13 protein-coding genes are annotated in these 16,149 nt (G+C 49.3%); 5 read left to right on the forward strand and 8 right to left on the reverse strand.

Going from position 1 to position 16,149, the window contains the following annotated elements:
• Positions 1-3 precede the first annotated feature (3 nt).
• On the reverse strand, positions 4-888 hold the full coding sequence (locus NYE70_RS02300) for a sigma-70 family RNA polymerase sigma factor (protein WP_341044900.1): 885 nt from the start codon (positions 886-888) through the stop codon (positions 4-6).
• A 115-nt stretch (positions 889-1,003) separates the two neighbouring features.
• Complete coding sequence (locus NYE70_RS02305) at positions 1,004-2,254, reverse strand: methyl-accepting chemotaxis protein (RefSeq protein ID WP_290405819.1); 1,251 nt, start codon at positions 2,252-2,254, stop codon at positions 1,004-1,006.
• Between the two features lie 301 nt (positions 2,255-2,555).
• Here NYE70_RS02305 and NYE70_RS02310 point away from each other — a divergent pair, with 301 nt between their 5' ends.
• The 3 genes from NYE70_RS02310 (at position 2,556) to NYE70_RS02320 (ending at position 5,590) form a co-directional block, all read left to right on the forward strand.
• The gene (locus NYE70_RS02310) at positions 2,556-4,064 is read left to right on the forward strand and encodes a DHA2 family efflux MFS transporter permease subunit (RefSeq protein ID WP_341044901.1); all 1,509 of its coding nucleotides are present in this window, start codon (positions 2,556-2,558) and stop codon (positions 4,062-4,064) included.
• A 285-nt stretch (positions 4,065-4,349) separates the two neighbouring features.
• The gene (locus NYE70_RS02315; protein WP_213653792.1) at positions 4,350-4,688 is read left to right on the forward strand and encodes a helix-turn-helix domain-containing protein; all 339 of its coding nucleotides are present in this window, start codon (positions 4,350-4,352) and stop codon (positions 4,686-4,688) included.
• A gap of 11 nt (positions 4,689-4,699) precedes the next feature.
• Positions 4,700-5,590, forward strand: coding sequence for an IS3 family transposase (locus NYE70_RS02320; protein WP_341044902.1), 891 nt, complete (start codon positions 4,700-4,702; stop codon positions 5,588-5,590).
• A 321-nt stretch (positions 5,591-5,911) separates the two neighbouring features.
• Here NYE70_RS02320 and NYE70_RS02325 read toward each other — a convergent pair whose 3' ends face one another.
• The 4 genes from NYE70_RS02325 to NYE70_RS02340 form a co-directional block, all read right to left on the reverse strand.
• Positions 5,912-8,353 (reverse strand): GH36-type glycosyl hydrolase domain-containing protein, encoded by a 2,442-nt coding sequence (locus NYE70_RS02325; protein ID WP_213654080.1) that lies wholly within the window; start codon positions 8,351-8,353, stop codon positions 5,912-5,914.
• Positions 8,354-8,451: 98 nt separating this feature from the next.
• Positions 8,452-9,504 (reverse strand): LacI family DNA-binding transcriptional regulator, encoded by a 1,053-nt coding sequence (locus NYE70_RS02330; RefSeq protein WP_341044903.1) that lies wholly within the window; start codon positions 9,502-9,504, stop codon positions 8,452-8,454.
• Between the two features lie 151 nt (positions 9,505-9,655).
• Positions 9,656-10,585, reverse strand: a complete 930-nt coding sequence (locus tag NYE70_RS02335; protein ID WP_290405821.1) for a molecular chaperone DnaJ — start codon at positions 10,583-10,585, stop codon at positions 9,656-9,658.
• Positions 10,586-10,743: 158 nt separating this feature from the next.
• The gene (locus tag NYE70_RS02340; protein ID WP_341044904.1) at positions 10,744-11,622 is read right to left on the reverse strand and encodes a C40 family peptidase; all 879 of its coding nucleotides are present in this window, start codon (positions 11,620-11,622) and stop codon (positions 10,744-10,746) included.
• Between the two features lie 285 nt (positions 11,623-11,907).
• On the opposite strand from NYE70_RS02340, the gene NYE70_RS02345 reads away from it, so the two are divergent.
• On the forward strand, positions 11,908-12,900 hold the full coding sequence (locus NYE70_RS02345; protein WP_341044905.1) for an aldose 1-epimerase: 993 nt from the start codon (positions 11,908-11,910) through the stop codon (positions 12,898-12,900).
• A 67-nt stretch (positions 12,901-12,967) separates the two neighbouring features.
• On the opposite strand, the gene NYE70_RS02350 is transcribed toward NYE70_RS02345, so the two are convergent.
• Positions 12,968-13,333 (reverse strand): LytTR family transcriptional regulator DNA-binding domain-containing protein, encoded by a 366-nt coding sequence (locus NYE70_RS02350; RefSeq protein WP_211021287.1) that lies wholly within the window; start codon positions 13,331-13,333, stop codon positions 12,968-12,970.
• A gap of 175 nt (positions 13,334-13,508) precedes the next feature.
• Here NYE70_RS02350 and NYE70_RS02355 point away from each other — a divergent pair, with 175 nt between their 5' ends.
• Positions 13,509-14,600: a lactonase family protein gene (locus NYE70_RS02355; RefSeq protein WP_341044906.1), complete on the forward strand. Its 1,092-nt coding sequence runs from the start codon at positions 13,509-13,511 to the stop codon at positions 14,598-14,600.
• Between the two features lie 8 nt (positions 14,601-14,608).
• Here NYE70_RS02355 and NYE70_RS02360 read toward each other — a convergent pair whose 3' ends face one another.
• Entirely contained in the window at positions 14,609-15,682 is a 1,074-nt protein-coding gene (locus tag NYE70_RS02360; RefSeq protein ID WP_211021289.1) for a bifunctional 3-deoxy-7-phosphoheptulonate synthase/chorismate mutase, read from the reverse strand.
• Positions 15,683-16,149 lie beyond the last annotated feature (467 nt).

Genomic DNA, 16,149 nt, shown 5'->3' on the forward strand with positions numbered 1-16,149 from the left:
CAGTCATTTCTTTGCCGGTACGTGGATTAGCTTGTCCGGATTGGTTATCAGGTAGATATTCACAATATGACCTGTGTGATCCCCTTCAATTAGAATGACTTTCACAGCGACCCCGTTCCGATATAAGACTAGCCCTTCTTGACCATTGATCAAGGTGGGTACCAAATCGCCCTCCATGGAGCCTTTTTTCGTAATCCCGGACCAGAAAGCGATGATCCGTTTTCTCGAGATGATCGGATGAATAGCCGAGCGGACTTTACCTCCGCCATCGCTCCACATCACGGCGTCTTCGTTGAACATCTCCAGCAGGGGAGCAAACTCACCTGTACGCGCTGCTTTCAGGAAGGCGCTAACCCAGCCGGGGACAATTTGATCGCTCGGCGGCGATTCCGGCTGTACCGGTCCCAGTTTCATACGAGCCCGGCTTAACAGCTTCCGGCATGCCGCTTCATTCTTCCCCAGTATCGATGCGATTTCATCATATTCTATGCCAAACGACTCCCTCAGCACAAAAACGGCCCTCTCTTGGGGAGAAAGGTGTTCCAGCATGGTCATAAACGCATACGAAATTTGTTCCTCTCTAAGTATGGGTTCATCCGCCGCATGAGATGTCTGCAGAAAAACGGGCTCCGGAAGCCAAGTACCAAAGTAAGTTTCACGTGACAATCTAGGGGATTGTATAGCGTTTAAACTGCGGTTTACGACCGCTCGCCTAAAATAAGACCCCGGGGCGCGAATATGTTCGAGTCCGGCGGCATTTTCGAACATTGCCAAAAATGTCTCCTGAACGATATCCTCGGCTTCGACCCAGGATCCCGTCAACCGGTAAGACAAGGCGGTCAGGTTCGACTTGTTCTCATGATAATATTGTTCCAAATCAGTGGTCACTTTGACGGGCCCCCTATACACTTCACAAGTAACATCGAGTCTGTTTTTTTACTATATCAAATAAAAAAAGCCTTGTCCTGCGGAATCAGGACGAGGCTCTTTCGGTGACACAAACTTAAAACTTGAAGATATGTATCGTTTTTTGAAGCTGGAATACCGCGTTTTTCATAGCTTCCGTTTCATCGGCCATGGCCTGGATCGACGTAATTTGCTCATTCATGGATGCGGATACTTGTTCCGTACCGGCAGCGGACTGCTGAGTAATTGCCGAAATGTTCTGGATGGATGCGGAGATGTTATGAGCGCTTTCCAGCATCGATTCGCTTTCTTTAGAGAAGGCGGAAATCTGTTCCGTAATATATTGTACGCTTTGCACGATTTCTTGGAAAATCCGTTCCGCTTCATGAATCATATCATTTTGCTGGCGAACGACTTCTTCATTGATTTTGATGTTTTGGCCCGCAAGTTTGACGTCTTGTTCAATGCTGCGAACGAGATTAAAAACTTCTTTGGTGGAGGAAGTGGATTCCTCGGCCAATTTACGTACTTCCTGGGCAACTACGGCAAATCCGGCACCATGTTCTCCGGCCCGAGCAGCTTCGATGGAAGCGTTAAGCGACAAAAGGTTAGTCTGTTCGGCAATTTCCGAGATGGTTGCCGTAATCTTGGTAATTCCCCGGGCGTTTTTCGCAAGCGCTTCGATCGAATCGGCCACTTTTTCGGTCGCTTCAATATTTCTGCGCATGCCGTCCGCCTGCATGGATACGGAATCCCGGCCTTGTTCCACCAGCTTCAGCATTTCAACGGACCGGCTGCTCATTTCCCGAGTGGAATCCGTGTAGTTGCTCACTTTGCGTTCGATTTCGCCGATGGAATCTTTCATGCCGCTCACGTCTTCGGAGATTTCGTTGGCCCCTAGAGCAAGCTCATTGGAGGAGTGGCCTACCTGGGTCATGACGCTGATGAGCTCCTGGTTCCGGTCCGCGATGCTGCGGCTTGAATCCATAACCTTGCGCGTAATTTCCGATGTCTCCTGCAAAATTTTGCGAAGCTTGTCCACCATGCTATTGAAGGCGCGATTCAAGTCTTCCATGCCCCCGGATTCCATGATTCGACTGGTGAAATCCCCTTTGGCAATTTTTGCCGAAGCATTGGTGATATCCTCGAAAGAGCCTGTCAGCGCATTTTGCAAATAACGAGTGAGCGGATAGGTAAGCGCTCCCAGAACTACGATCAGGATGATCCCCACAAGCAACTTACCGACGATTGTGAATACGATCAATGCCGGAATGGCAAAAAGCGCGGCCACAAGATAACAAGCAGCGGAGATTTTCTTGGAAAGAGGAAGTCTGTTGAACCATGACATAGGTATTATGCCCTCCTTGTAAATTAGGATATATCTACCATGATTATAACATCGACAGGGCAATGGGGATAGGACCAAAAAAAATTTAGAATCAAGAAATAGGCTGAACGAAGCTTACAAAAAAGAAATGAATATCCATGTTCTCGTTTGGTGAAATTACCTGTTACTAGGCAGATTGTTGCTTGCTTGACTCCATGATCTGATCATAGTTATATAAAACATACATTAATGCCTTGAATTTGAAATATTAGAGAATGAAATCAATTTTATAAGATTCAAATATTGAGAGAAGGAGATCAAAATGAACAATCATGGAAATGCTGGATCGGCCACATTCAAACGATGGCCTATTGTAATGGCGCTTCTTATTGGCGCGTTTGTCTCCATCTTGAACCAGACCTTGATGAACGTGGCATTACCGCATATGATGATTGATTTAAAAGTTAATGAGACGACCATTCAATGGCTGGTTACCGGGTTTATGCTGGTGAACGGCGTGCTGATTCCGGTCAGTGCCTATCTCATGGAACGATTCACAACACGCACCCTATTTATCTCGGCAACTACCTTATTTGCGATAGGTACGCTGGTGTGCGGAATCGGGTCCAGCTTTGTCATGGTTTTGATCGGACGTCTTATCCAGGCAGCAGGCGCGGGGGTGCTCATGCCACTGATGACTGTTGTGTTCTTAACGATCTTCCCGATTGAAAAACGCGGACAAGCGATGGGGACGATGGGGATTGCCATGATTTTTGCTCCTGCCGTCGGCCCTACCTTATCAGGCTGGATCATTGAGCATCATCCATGGAATATGCTGTTCTGGATCGTATTGCCGTTTTCGGTGCTGTCCATAATTTTAGGCTTTATATTTATGAAGAATGTAACCGAAGTATCCCGTCCCAAGCTGGATTCCTTATCGATTGTATTGTCAACGCTTGGCTTTGGCGGCGTGCTTTACGGTTTCAGCGAGGCGGGCAGCGAGGGATGGGGGGCGACGGAGGTTGTTGTCAGTCTGATTGTGGGCGTAGTCGCGCTTGTTCTGTTCCTCTGGCGCCAGTTGGCAAGCAAACATCCGATGCTGGAGTTCCGGGTGTTCAAGTACAATATGTTCTCTCTGACAACGGTAATTAATGTCGTGGTAACGATGGCGATGTACGCAGCGATGATTCTGCTTCCGATTTATTTGCAGACGATCCGCGGCTTTTCTCCGCTTGAGTCGGGATTGCTGCTGATGCCTGGGGCTATTTTGATGGGGATCATGTCTCCGATTACCGGGATCATCTTTGACAGAATCGGCGCACGTTGGCTGGCGGTCATCGGGTTGGCCATCACGATCGTAACTACTTGGGAATTCAGCCGGCTCACAGACAGCACGACATACACCCATCTCATCCTGATGTACACCGCCCGGATGTTCGGCATGTCCATGCTGATGATGCCGATTCAAACCGCCGGGTTGAATCAGCTTCCCGCGAGACTAAATGCTCATGGCACAGCTATGTCCAATACATTGCGAACGATAGCCGGTGCGCTGGGTACCGCCTTACTGGTATCGATCATGTCTTCCCGGACCAAGGATCGGATTACGGAGTTGGTCCTTTCGGCGGGCATTAATCCTAAGGATCCCGCGAATGCGGATCTGATGGCTCAATTTACGAATGAGGCGACTATTTACGGCATAGATTATGCATTTATCATTGCCACGGGTATTACCGCCGTCGCTTTTGTCCTGTCGTTCTTCATCCGGAAAGTGAAGATCAACCGGGAAGGGCAAGGCAAGGAAGTCGAAGTGAAGCCGGCCAAGGCTTAAGTTAGTATAGTTGAAGAGTATATAAAACAAGCTGAATGCGGGCAGGGCGGGTACCCTGTGGCTTCAGCTTGTTTTATTGTGGTTGGACTATAGCTATAGAGAGGTCACAATTGAAGGAGGCACCTTTGGCACCTTCATTGGATAAATTCCAATGAGAGGCTCCAAGGAGGGGGAATTCGTGAGGCTTGACTGGATAATTTCCAATCAGACTATAAAGCCCCCTAATCACCTTGGACACTTTCAGGCTAAACGATATACAATAAAAATTAGCTGGAGGTAGTTCGAATGAGAGTTCAGCACAGTAAGTTCGATGAGCTGCGAATACAGGTCGTCGAGGAAGCACTGGACCGGGGGAATGTGGCACTAACCGCTCGAAAACATGGTATCTCCCCCTACTCTTTATACAAATGGGTAAAACAATACCGAGATGAGGTGGAGATAACGATGGGTAAGAAGAAAGACCTGAATAACCTTAATCCACAGACTGCCCAGGAATGGGAACAGAAATATGAGCAGGCAGCTAAACTTCTTGGTGAGAAAGAACTTGAGATAGCGATCCTGCGAGAACTTGTAAAAAAAAAGTATCCACACATCCAATTCAAGTGGCCCGAAAATGGATCCTGAAAGGCTACAAGGTGCGTCCCGTGCTTAGGATCTGTGGTGTGCCGCATTCTACTTACTACTATTCTCTCAAGCATACGAGCCCTAAACAAGCACCTAAAGGTGGCCGTCCTGTATCGGGATATTCCTATACTTTTGAAGGGAAGAAAGTGACAGATACACGAATCAAACGCCTGATTATAAAGCTGTTGGAAGGCGAGGAACACACCTACGGATACCGAAAGCTGACCATCGCCTTACGCCGGCAACATAACCTTAAGATTAACAAAAAGAAGGTGTACAGGCTCTGCAAAGAACTTGGTATCCTAGGCAAGCCTGTAAAACCCAAACACTCCTATCCGCGCAGACTAGCGAACAACATGGAAGTAACAGGTCCAAACCAATTGTGGCAAATGGACATTAAGTATGGTTTCATCGCTGGCCTGGAGCGGTATTTTTACACTGCAAGCATTATAGATGTATACGATCGTAGCGTAGTTGGACAGTACCGTGGCAAGGAATCCAAGACAGAAGACTTGCTTACTACTCTGCACAAGGCTCTTTTAAAAAGAAGTGTGTACACGCAAGGAACGCCACTCGTAGTGCGTACCGACAATGGTCCGCAATTCAAGAGCCACAAGTTCAGAGCGTTTTTTGAAAACAACGAAATGCTGATCCATGAAAGAACACCGAATCGAACGCCAAACAAAAATGCGTATATTGAATCGTTTCACAGCATCTTGGAACGAGAGTGTTTCAGATGCCATATCTTTATGAGTTTTGAAGAAGCATTCGATGTTCTTGACCAATTCATGGACTTCTATAATAACCGCCGAATTCACATGAGTTTATACGGCTACTCCCCTGCTCAATTTATAGAAAAGTTAGAGAAAAACGAAGTAACTGCATTTAAAATTGCCGTATAACTGCGTGTAACCAGGGTTTGATCCTAAAGTGTCCAATATTCGGGGGCCCGGCCGCAGATGTCCAAATTTCCCGCAAAAGCAGCCAAATCCCCGGCTTTCATTGGATTTAATCCAACGACAGCGCTGGGTCGATAAGAAGAGGCTTAATTTCATTGGATATATTCCAATGAACTCACAGTTTCAAAAAAGATAGGGCCGGAATCATTGGGAAATCCCCAATAATTCCGGCCCTTTAAGTTGCTCTACCTATGGCAAAGCAATTAACTGCTCCAATCACGAGATACTGGCAAAGCCATGTTTCGTCATTGGCTGTGGAGTGAATTAGCCCAGCGTTACGACAACTTTATGGACGCCGCCGTCGCCGAACGGTGCAATAATGTTGCCTTCTACGGCATTGCCGTCAACCGTCATGCTCTTCACGCCTTTGGATACATGATCCGGGTTGTTGATTTGGATCACGTAAGTGTCGCCGCGGAATACGCGGGTGATTTCAAAGCCGTCCCATGCTGTAGGGATACAAGGTTCAACCTTCAGACCGTTGAAGTCCGCTTGAATACCGAGGATCGCTTGCGTGATCGCTACATAGTTCCAGGCAGCCGTACCGGTCAACCAGGAGTTTTTCGCTTCCCCGTGGCGGACCGCATCCTTACCGGCGATCATTTGCGAATAAACGTATGGTTCCATGCGGTGAACTTCACTGATGTCTTCCAGGTAGGCCGGAGCGATTTTCGAATAAACTTCAAACGCTCTGTCGCCATTGCCGAGTACAGTTTCACCGATCATGATCCATGGGTTGTTGTGGCAGAAAATACCGGCATTTTCTTTGTAGCCCGGAGGATACGTAGAAATTTCACCCAGGTTCAGATAGTACTTGGAATACGGAGGCTGCTGCAGCACGATACCGTATTTCGTGTCGAGTCTTTCCTTGACGGAAGTCATCGCCTTAGCGGCAAGACCTTCTTCTACGCCGATACCGGCCATGACGCACATACCTTGCGGCTCGATGAAGATTTGACCTTCTTCGTTTTCCTTGCTGCCGATTTTTTCGCCGTAGTGGTCGTAAGCGCGCAGGAACCAGTCGCCGTCAAAACCGTGCTCGAGCGTGATCGCGCTCATTTTCTCCGCTTGGGAAACGGCTTCAGCAGCTTCGTCTTCCAGGCCGCGCATCCGGCAGATTTCCGCAAAGTCAGGGCTCACATAGACGAACAGGCCTGCGATAAATACGGATTCAGCCGTACCGCCTGCAATGTTCTCGGTGGTTTGGAACGATTCGCCCGGTTCCTTGGAGAAGCAGTTCAGGTTGAGGCAGTCGTTCCAGTCCGCACGGCCGATGAGCGGCAAACCGTGAGGTCCGAGGTTGTGAATAACATGATAGTAAGAGCGTTTCAAATGCTCGAACAGAGTAGCGGTGTTGTCCGGATTGCTGTCGAACGGAACTTGTTCGTCCAGAATGCTGACATCGCCGGTTTCTTTAATATAAGCGGCTGTTCCGAGAATCAGCCACAACGGATCGTCATTAAAGCCGCTGCCGACTTCGTTGTTGCCTTTTTTGGTGAGCGGTTGATATTGGTGATATGCGCTACCGTCTTCAAATTGCGTAGCGGCGATATCGAGAATCCGTTCTCTGGCGCGTTCCGGAATTTGATGCACGAAGCCGAGCAAATCCTGGTTCGAATCGCGGAAGCCCATGCCGCGGCCGATGCCGGACTCGAAATAGGAAGCGGAACGGGACATGTTGAACGTAACCATACATTGATACGGGTTCCAGATGTTGACCATCCGGTTCAGCTTGTCATCGCCGCTGTTAATTTGGTATTTGGACAGCAAGTTCTCCCAGTAGGAAGCAAGCTCTTCCATTGCGCGATCCACATCGGCGTCGGTAGCGAACTTCTCGATCATCGCTTGCGCCGGTTTCTTGTTGATGACGCTAGGAGCTTCCCATTTATCTTCTTCGGCAACTTCAACATAACCAAGAATGAAGACGAGGCTTTGTTCTTCGCCCGGTGCAAGGGTCAGCTTGACTTCATGCGAGCCGATCGGGGACCAGCCGCTTGCGACGGAGTTGGTTGCTTTGCCGGCTACGACGACCTGCGGTTCATGTAGGCCGTTATAGAGGCCGACGAACGATTCGCGATCCGTATCGAAACCGTCGATGTTCCGGTTGACGGAATAGAAGGCATAGTGGTTTCTGCGTTCGCGGTATTCGGTTTTGTGGTAGATAACGGAGTCCTTAACTTCCACTTCACCGGTGCTGAGGTTACGCTGGAAGTTGGTCATGTCGTCTTGAGCATTCCAGAGACAGAACTCGGCAAAGGAGAAGAGGGAAACCGTCTTCGTCGCCGAGCTTGTATTTTTAACCGTCAAACGGTGTACTTCGCCATTGTAGCCCAGCGGAATGAAGGCGAGCTGGTTGACGGAAATGCCGCCGCGTTCCCCGGTGATCGAAGTATAGCCAAGACCATGACGGCACTCGTAGAAATCAAGGTCGCGCTTTACAGGCATCCAGCCTGGCGTCCAGAAATCGTCGTTGTCATGATCGCGCAAATAATAGTAACGGCCGCCGGTATCCAGCGGGATATTGTTGTAGCGGTAACGGGTCAAACGGCGCAAGCGGGCATCCCGGTAAAAAGTGTAGCCGCCGGCCGTATTGGAGATCAGTCCGAAAAATTGCTCGTTACCGAGATAGTTAATCCACGGATAAGGGGTTTGTGGCGTGTTAATCACGTATTCTTTGCGAACGTCGTCAAAATGTCCGAATTTCATGAATAAAGTCTCTCCCTTCGATTGTGAACGCGCGTTTATTTTAGTGAAAAGGATCGCCTCGCCAATAAGGTGAGGCGTTTACGCAGCTGTAGCAGCGTCTAATTCCCGGCCGGTTTGCATGAATCCCTGATTACGAGTCGGGCGGGAAAACTTACCGTGCTGAAGGTTGGTTCTTCAGCATTGCAGAGGCCGATCACTTTCTCAACAGCCGCTTTGGCCATATCGTCGATCGGCAGTTTGACCGAAGTCAGCTTGGGAGTGATTCGGGCCGAGAGCTGTACATCATCGAAACCGATCATGGAAAGATGGTCGGGGACGCTGATCCCATGCTCGGCAAACGCTTCCATGGCCGATATCGCCATGTCGTCATTCGAGCTGAACAGGGCGGAAGGTAATCTGCCGCTCTCGGCCAGTATTGAGGCTTCCCGGTAGGCGGTTTCCTTCAGAAAGTCGCCTTCCAGAATGAATTCGTCGATAATCGGCAGCCCATGCTTTTTCAGCGTGTTTTCGTAGGCCATATAGCGTTCCCGACCGGAGAAGGTGTTCATTCTTCCCTTGATAATTCCGATTTCCCGGTGACCGAGTTCAATCAGATATTCGATCGCTTCGACCGTTCCCTCGTAATCCATGGAATTGATGACCGCCAGATGATTCTTATTCAGGCGTTCAGCCATAATTTCCGAGATATCGTAGTCGATAAGAACGAGCGGTGACTCCTGGCTGACCAATTCGCTAACGAGCTCAATGTCCTTTTGCGTTCCTACGAGAATGCCGCCGTCAATTCGCTTCTGCAGGAAAGCCTGCTTGATCTTTTGAAAATCGCCCGGTGAGTATACGGTATGGATAAGTACATAGAATCCACGGGCGTTCGCCGTATCGACGACGAGATCGACGATCGGGGCAAAGTAGCTGTTTTGGTAAATGCGGCTCGCGTTTTCCTTCTCGTTCATACTGATAGCGAACAGCCCGATCGTATCGGTCCGCTTGCCGGCCAGCGCTCTGGCAAAGCTGTTGGGTTCGTATTGGTACTGCTCAATGACTCGCAGGACCTTGGCCCGTGTCGCTTCGGGAACGTTGGAATAGTTGTTGATGACGCGGGATACGGTACTGCGGGATACCCCAGCCAACTTGGCAATATCTTCGCTGCGCATAAAGGCTCCCCTCTTTCTTATAAACGCGCGTTTATAACCCTATTGTAGTAGAAGTGTCTCCGTAAATCAATTCCTTATTTTGCACCCGCAGTTACCAAGAATTAAATAATCCCGGAGCCTTATATGGCGCCGGGATTTAAAGTACTGCCGATTACTCAGCGGCATCCGTATGATTCGGATCCAGATACTTTTCAATGAAATGAATTGCTTTATCCTGGTTCTCCGATTCGTATCGTAAGGTGATGATCATATCCTGCATAGCTAGCGGCAGCTGTTTGGCGAGAGGGCTGTCGGTAACCCGGATGCCGTAGATATGTTCCTCGGTTTCTTCTTCTTCGCGTCCTTTGATGAGGTTGTCCTCTTTTAAGAGCGGCTTAAGCACACCATTTGCTACGGAGTCGAGATTCATCAGAGCGCCGCCTCCGCCCAGCCAGTTGAAGGAATTCTCGTCCAAAATATAAACATCCGGCTTCTCGGTTGCTACAACAGCCATAGCTTTCTGCTGGAAGGCTATATCGGTCATTCCGCCGCCTTCTCCTTGCGACGGTAAATAGGTAAGAACGACTTTCAGCCGTTTCCATTCCGGAAACTGTGCAGTCATGGCCTTCTCAAGCCCTTCGTCGCCGCCTTGACTCTGATCGGACATATAATTACCGACAAACATGATCGATAAATCGATCGGAGGCAGGGCAGCCAGCCTCTTTTGCTCTTCCCGGTGGTCGATAAAGGCGTTGATTCCGAATATCAGCGCAGCGACTGCGATAATTCCGATAATGACCTTCGTTTTATGTAACCTGAAGAAATCATCGATTTTCTCGGCGGTACCGGCAAAACTTCCCCATTTATCATAACGCTGCCGGCTCATCTCATTAATTTTGCTGCGACCTTCATGCTCCACGATCATTTTATAAGCTTTGAATTTGAGTTCATACTCGCTATCTCCGGATTCTCCATCGGCCGGGTTATTCACTTGCCGGGAGCGGGATTTTCTAAGCAGAATCTCAAAAGCCTTCTCTACTTCCTCTCTGGAAGCGTTCTCGGGAAGTCCCAACAGTTCATAAGCTTGTTTCAAATCGTCCATCACTAATCTCCTCTAGTTATGTGTACTCTATCATTCATTATACTTTGTAATTCGAAGGAAAGAAAATAGAGGATTCGGAAGGACAGCAGGGACGCGAAATAGGGAAGCCGCCAGGAGACACTCGGGTCCCATGACGGCTGATGTTGGCACACGTTTGCTTATTGTTGAACGCGGCGCATGGATAGAATGGCGTCATGCCAGTATCCGGTGTCGATCGAGCTGATTTCCACGCCGGGGTCGCCCCAGGTATGGATCATTTTCCCGTTTCCGATATAAATGCCGACATGTCCGGGAATTTTATCGTTTGCGAACCGGCCCGGAACCGTAAAGAAGATCAGATCACCGGTCTGCAGATTGGATCTTTCAACGGGAGTCCCCAGCCTTGCCTGATCCCGGGCGAGACGAGGCAGACTGATCCCGAACCTTTTGAATACATGACGTGTAAAAGAGGAGCAGTCGAAAGCTTTGGATTGCTCATAGGTGGAAGCTCCGAAATCGTAAGGTACACCCATAAACTGCTTCGCGTAGGATACAAGCTCGTCCCGGTTTCCGGCCAGGCTGAGGATGCCCATGCGCTGCAGACCCTTTTGCTGCGGGTTGCTGTCCGAGGCTCCGCCGTCATCCTTCATTTGGCCGATATGGAGATTACCTGTCCGTTTGTCATATCGTACATCGGTTTGAAGGAGATCTCCCAGCGCTTCTTCGGTCAGACAGACTTGTCCGTTTTGCGTAATCGGTGCTTGGGAGAGGGAAATTTGTTTGCCGAAAGATACGGCGTGCCTTTGACTGGGCTGGACTTGAAACATGACATCCGTATATCCCATCTGGACCATATTGTCGCTTTCCCGCAGACGCAAACCAAGTGACTCGGCAACCTGGCTTAAAGGCACCCACGAAGTATTTGCCTGATCTCCGCGGCCGTCGGAGCGGATGATGGGATTCTCAGAGGAAGGAACTGATTTCGCGGATGGTCCGTTATTATTACCCCCGCAAGCCGTTAAGGAGGCCAATATCATGCCTGACAATATAATAAGCATGGCCCTATTTGACATCTTACTGCGCATGATCTATCGCACCCCAATCATTTGGTTACAGGTCCTTGGCCTTATAAAAAGTCTATCGCCGCCGGACCGCTTATTCTGAGTATGTAAAAGTAAGAGATTTTTATGTATGGAAATTAAAATTCCCCCGAACTTCCCGCAACCTGCGTTTGTCAGAAGTCCGCAGAATATGTGACCGGGCAGGGTGACTTTTGAACCTGCATTTTGTATAATCCTTACCAGGTTGAGAGAATGGAATAGGCTGAAGGGAGATTTTGAGACATGACACAATTTAAAGCATTCGAAGGAAACTTTCAGGGAGAAGCCGCGGTTTTTCTGCAGGCGGGAAAATATGAGGCGATTATGATCCCAGGGGTCGGCGGAAATCTGCTTTCCTTCCGTGACACCGAAAGCGGTTACCGTTTTCTGCGTGAGCCGGCGGACGGGGAAATGGAGGATTTCAAAAGCAACCCGGGCATTTACGGGATTCCAGTGCTATTTCCGCCCAACCGGTATGAAGACGGGTTGTTTCCATGGAAAGGGGAAGTTTATCGTTTTCCGGTAAATGAGGAGGCGACGGGCAACCACTTGCACGGTTTCTTGCATACGGCGGAGTGGAAGGTGGAAGAATTCGGGCAAACGAAGCAAGAGAGCTATGTAACCGTTGCAGCTAAGGTGGATGAGCAGCATGCCGCTTATCAATATTTGCCTTTCCGATTCACGGTGAGACTGAAATATGCACTGAGCGAAAACGGACTTTCGCAGCATTTGTTTGTCCGGAACGACGGTGACAAGGAGATGCCTTGTCTGCTGGCTTTCCACACGGCGGTCAACGCTCCGTTTGCGCCAGGCAGCCTGGCGGAAGATTACAAGGTGAAGCTTACGATCGGGGAACGCTGGGAGCTTAGCGACCGTATGCTGCCGACAGGTAAGTACCAGCCTTTGACCGAGGATGAGTTGAAGCTGAAGGGAGAAGGGTTGTATCCGTTCTATGCACCAATGGATAACCATTACACCGCAGTTGCGCAAAACGGAAGAAACCGGATGGAATTGACCGATACGAAACTTGGCGTAACTTTGGTTTATGATGTAGGAACTTCCTATAAACAGTGGATGATTTGGAACAATGGGGCAACGAAAGGATTTTTCTGTCCGGAGCCGCAAATCAATCTTGTAAATGCTCCGAAGGTGGAGTTGCCTGCGGATGAAATCGGGCTCTTCGGTTTGGCTCCCGGCGAAATTTGGGAAGAAACGGCTCGCTTTTATTTGAAATAATCCTAAGTAAAGAAAAAGCAGCCGATTCCATTCCGCGGAATCGGCTGCTTTTCTTGCGTCAGGGCGGTTAGACGACCTGATTGATTTCGGAAGCTCTTTGGCTTCCTGCGTCCGGAAGGAGACGCTTGATCTGTTCCAGGTTTCTTCTCGGAACATGAATCGTTTTGATACCGTGCGTTTCATCGCGGAACATCACTACATTGTCCCGGATTTCCGAAATTTTAAACAGATTGACATAACAGTTGGTGCTGATGCGGTAAAACGAGGAGTCCGATACGAGCTTGGATGTTTGCTCGGCAGTGAGTCTCTGTTTTATACTGTAATTTCTACCGTGAAAACAAACCAATCCGTGAGCCCCGATTTTGAAGAAATAAGTATCGTGCGGATTAAGGTCCTCATATACATCTTTCTTCTCCGGTCCGACATTCATCATTCCAAATTCCCCCTTTAGAAGATGTTGTGGAAGCGCTTGCAGTATACCATATTTTTACGGGTTTGTGTAGGGGGAACTGTTTAAATTTTTAAGAAGTTTAGGGAGGACAAGCTGGACTTTTGCGTAGAATTGCGGAAAAATAAAGGGAGAAATAAATTTAAGGAGGCAGTTTATCTTGTCACAAATCAAAGAACGCCTGCTGTTGTTCGTCGGTTCCTATGCCGAGGCGGCAGATCCCGGAGTTTATGTATATGAATTGGATGTGGAAACGGAACAGTTCCGCCGTCTGGACGCTGTATCCGGCATGAAGAATCCAACCTTCGTATGTGTGAATGCCGAGAACCGTAAAGTTTATGCCATTTCGGAAGGCAAAACGGAGGGTGGGGAAAGAACCGGCGAGGCGGTTGCGTTTAGTATTGCATCTGAAACGGGAATGCTGTCGGAACTTAACCGGATAAGAACCATTCAGCCTTCGACCTCACATATACAAAAAGATGATGCCGGCAAATTCGTTGCCGTATCCGGATATCACGGAGGTAACGTAGGGTTGGTCAAACTGGCAGCCGACGGCCGTTTGCTGGAACTGTCCGATGAGCAACAGCATGAAGGGCATGGAGCGGACCCTGTAAGACAGGATCGCCCACACCCCCATTCCGCGCGTTTCAGTCCGGACGGCCGGTTTATGCTTGTCGCCGACCTGGGCCTGGATCTGGTACGCACTTATGCTGTCGATCAAGAAGCAGGAACGCTGAAGCCGGTATCCGATGCTCAGACGCCTCCGGGTTCCGGTCCGCGTCATCTCGCTTTTCATCCCGGCGGAAAGTACGTCTATTCCATCAATGAAGTCGGAAATTCGATTACAGCATACAAGTATGACGCGGAGAGCGGAGAATTGACGCCTTTGGAAACACTGTCGACGTTGCCGGAAAATTATGAAGGCGAGAATACGACCGCGGAAATCGCCGTGTCTAATGACGGTCGATATCTCTACGGCTCGAACCGCGGGCATGACAGCATCGTTCAATTCAGCATCGACCCGGAGAGCGGCAAGTTGTCCTTGGTGGAGCATGTGTCTACCGAAGGCGGGCATCCCCGTCATTTCGCTTTGACACCGGCTGGCGATTACCTGGTGGCTGCCAATCGCGATTCCGACAACCTTGTTCTGTTCAAGGTGGACCGGGAAAGCGGTCGATTGCAGTTTACCGGACGTACGGAAACCGTCTCCAAGCCGGTTTGCGTGCAGCCTGTATTGATTCCTCTGGCTTAGAGTTTCAGCTATTTCGCGAACAGACCGGACTGTAGAATTCCTTCCCACAGCTGTTGGAATTGCGGAATATCGAGCTGCTGGGCTGCGTCGGATAAAGCGGTTTGCGGGTCCGGATGCACCTCGGCCATAATTCCGTCCGCACCTGCGGCAAGCGCCGCTTTCGCGCAAGGGAGCAAAATGTCTTTGCGTCCCGTGGAATGGCTCACATCTACGAGTACCGGCAGATGGGTTTCCTGTTTCAGTAGCGGAACCGCGGAAATATCGAGTGTGTTACGTGTCCACTTCTCATAAGTGCGGATACCGCGTTCAATGAGCATGACCTTCGAATTTCCGCCTACCGCGATATATTCCGCGGCGTGAACGAACTCCTCCAGCGTTGCTGCGATTCCTCTTTTCAGTAATACGGGGATGTTTGCTTCGCCCGCGGCTTTTAACAGCTCGAAATTCTGCATATTTCTGGCGCCGATCTGAATGATGTCGATGTATTGTTCGGCAAGCTCGATATGTGCGGGGTGGACAATTTCACTGATTGTAGCCAGCCCGAATTCATCAGCAACCTCTTTAAGCATTTTCAAACCTTCTATGCCAAGACCTTGGAAATCATAAGGGGAGGTTCTCGGCTTGAAAGCGCCGCCCCTCATTACTTTAATGCCAGCATCCTTTAAGGCGGAAGCGACAGTTCTCAATTGTTCATAAGATTCCACGGAACAAGGTCCCGCGATCATAACTTGGGAGCCGCCGCCAATCAGGGTTCCTTGAACATCGATGACCGTGCTTTCAGGCTGTTTTTTGCGGCTTACGAGCAGTTGGCGTTTATGGTCTTCTTCCTGAAGATTGAGCGAGGCTTTGAAGATTTCCTTGAAAATGTGTTTGACCTCCGCATCCTTGAAAGGACCTGGATTTTTCCGGGTCAACTCCTCAAGCATGGCTCTTTCCCGTACAGGATCGAATTTCGGAACCCCTTGCTTCTCTTTGATTTCACCGATCGACCGGACGATCTCGGCCCGTTCATTCAGCAGCATAAGCAATTCGTGATTGATACCGTTCAGCTTTTCCCGTAATTCTTCCAATGTGTGACTCATAATCCGCTTCACTCCTTATCATTTTGCGCTTGAAAAAACAGAAAAGGCTGCCTATCAAGGGACGGATTTCTCCGCGGTACCACCCTTGTTAGACAACCTTACAGTTTCTCAGCTTGGACACGGATAACGGTGTGCGGCCGGAGTTCCCTACTGCCGGTAAACAGCGTTCAGGAATCGACTCGGGAGCGAACTTCGGCGACGCGGCTCCAGCGGGGTGCTCTCAGTCTCCGGCACCACCGTCCCTGTTTGGACGCATTCGCTTACTTTTCTCCGTCATAGTCCTTAGAATCATGCATTACGTAATTTATTCGAGATTATATGCTGAGACAATCAAATTGGCAATAACTTACACTCAAGCGCGAAAACTGTGAAGCTGTGTTGCGGTAAAGGTGAGGGATGTTTCTTTCCATAGAAAAAAATCAATGTATTATAAAGTGGACGTTGCCTGGTGACTTGCTTTTCAGGCT

Origin of the sequence: Paenibacillus sp. FSL R5-0407 (assembly GCF_038009185.1) — a bacterium.
Taxonomy (GTDB): domain Bacteria; phylum Bacillota; class Bacilli; order Paenibacillales; family Paenibacillaceae; genus Fontibacillus; species Fontibacillus vini.

Bases quoted from the DNA above. Each gene is read 5' to 3' on its own strand.
- NYE70_RS02310 (WP_341044901.1), top strand. From the start codon at position 2,556: ATGAACAATCATGGAAATGCTGGATCGGCCACATTCAAACGATGGCCT.
- NYE70_RS02360 (WP_211021289.1), bottom strand. From the start codon at position 15,682: ATGAGTCACACATTGGAAGAATTACGGGAAAAGCTGAACGGTATCAAT.
- NYE70_RS02315 (WP_213653792.1), top strand. From the start codon at position 4,350: ATGAGAGTTCAGCACAGTAAGTTCGATGAGCTGCGAATACAGGTCGTC.
- NYE70_RS02345 (WP_341044905.1), top strand. From the start codon at position 11,908: ATGACACAATTTAAAGCATTCGAAGGAAACTTTCAGGGAGAAGCCGCG.
- NYE70_RS02340 (WP_341044904.1), bottom strand. From the start codon at position 11,622: ATGCTTATTATATTGTCAGGCATGATATTGGCCTCCTTAACGGCTTGC.
- NYE70_RS02305 (WP_290405819.1), bottom strand. From the start codon at position 2,254: ATGTCATGGTTCAACAGACTTCCTCTTTCCAAGAAAATCTCCGCTGCT.
- NYE70_RS02325 (WP_213654080.1), bottom strand. From the start codon at position 8,353: ATGAAATTCGGACATTTTGACGACGTTCGCAAAGAATACGTGATTAAC.
- NYE70_RS02330 (WP_341044903.1), bottom strand. From the start codon at position 9,504: ATGCGCAGCGAAGATATTGCCAAGTTGGCTGGGGTATCCCGCAGTACC.
- NYE70_RS02335 (WP_290405821.1), bottom strand. From the start codon at position 10,585: ATGGACGATTTGAAACAAGCTTATGAACTGTTGGGACTTCCCGAGAAC.
- NYE70_RS02350 (WP_211021287.1), bottom strand. From the start codon at position 13,333: ATGATGAATGTCGGACCGGAGAAGAAAGATGTATATGAGGACCTTAAT.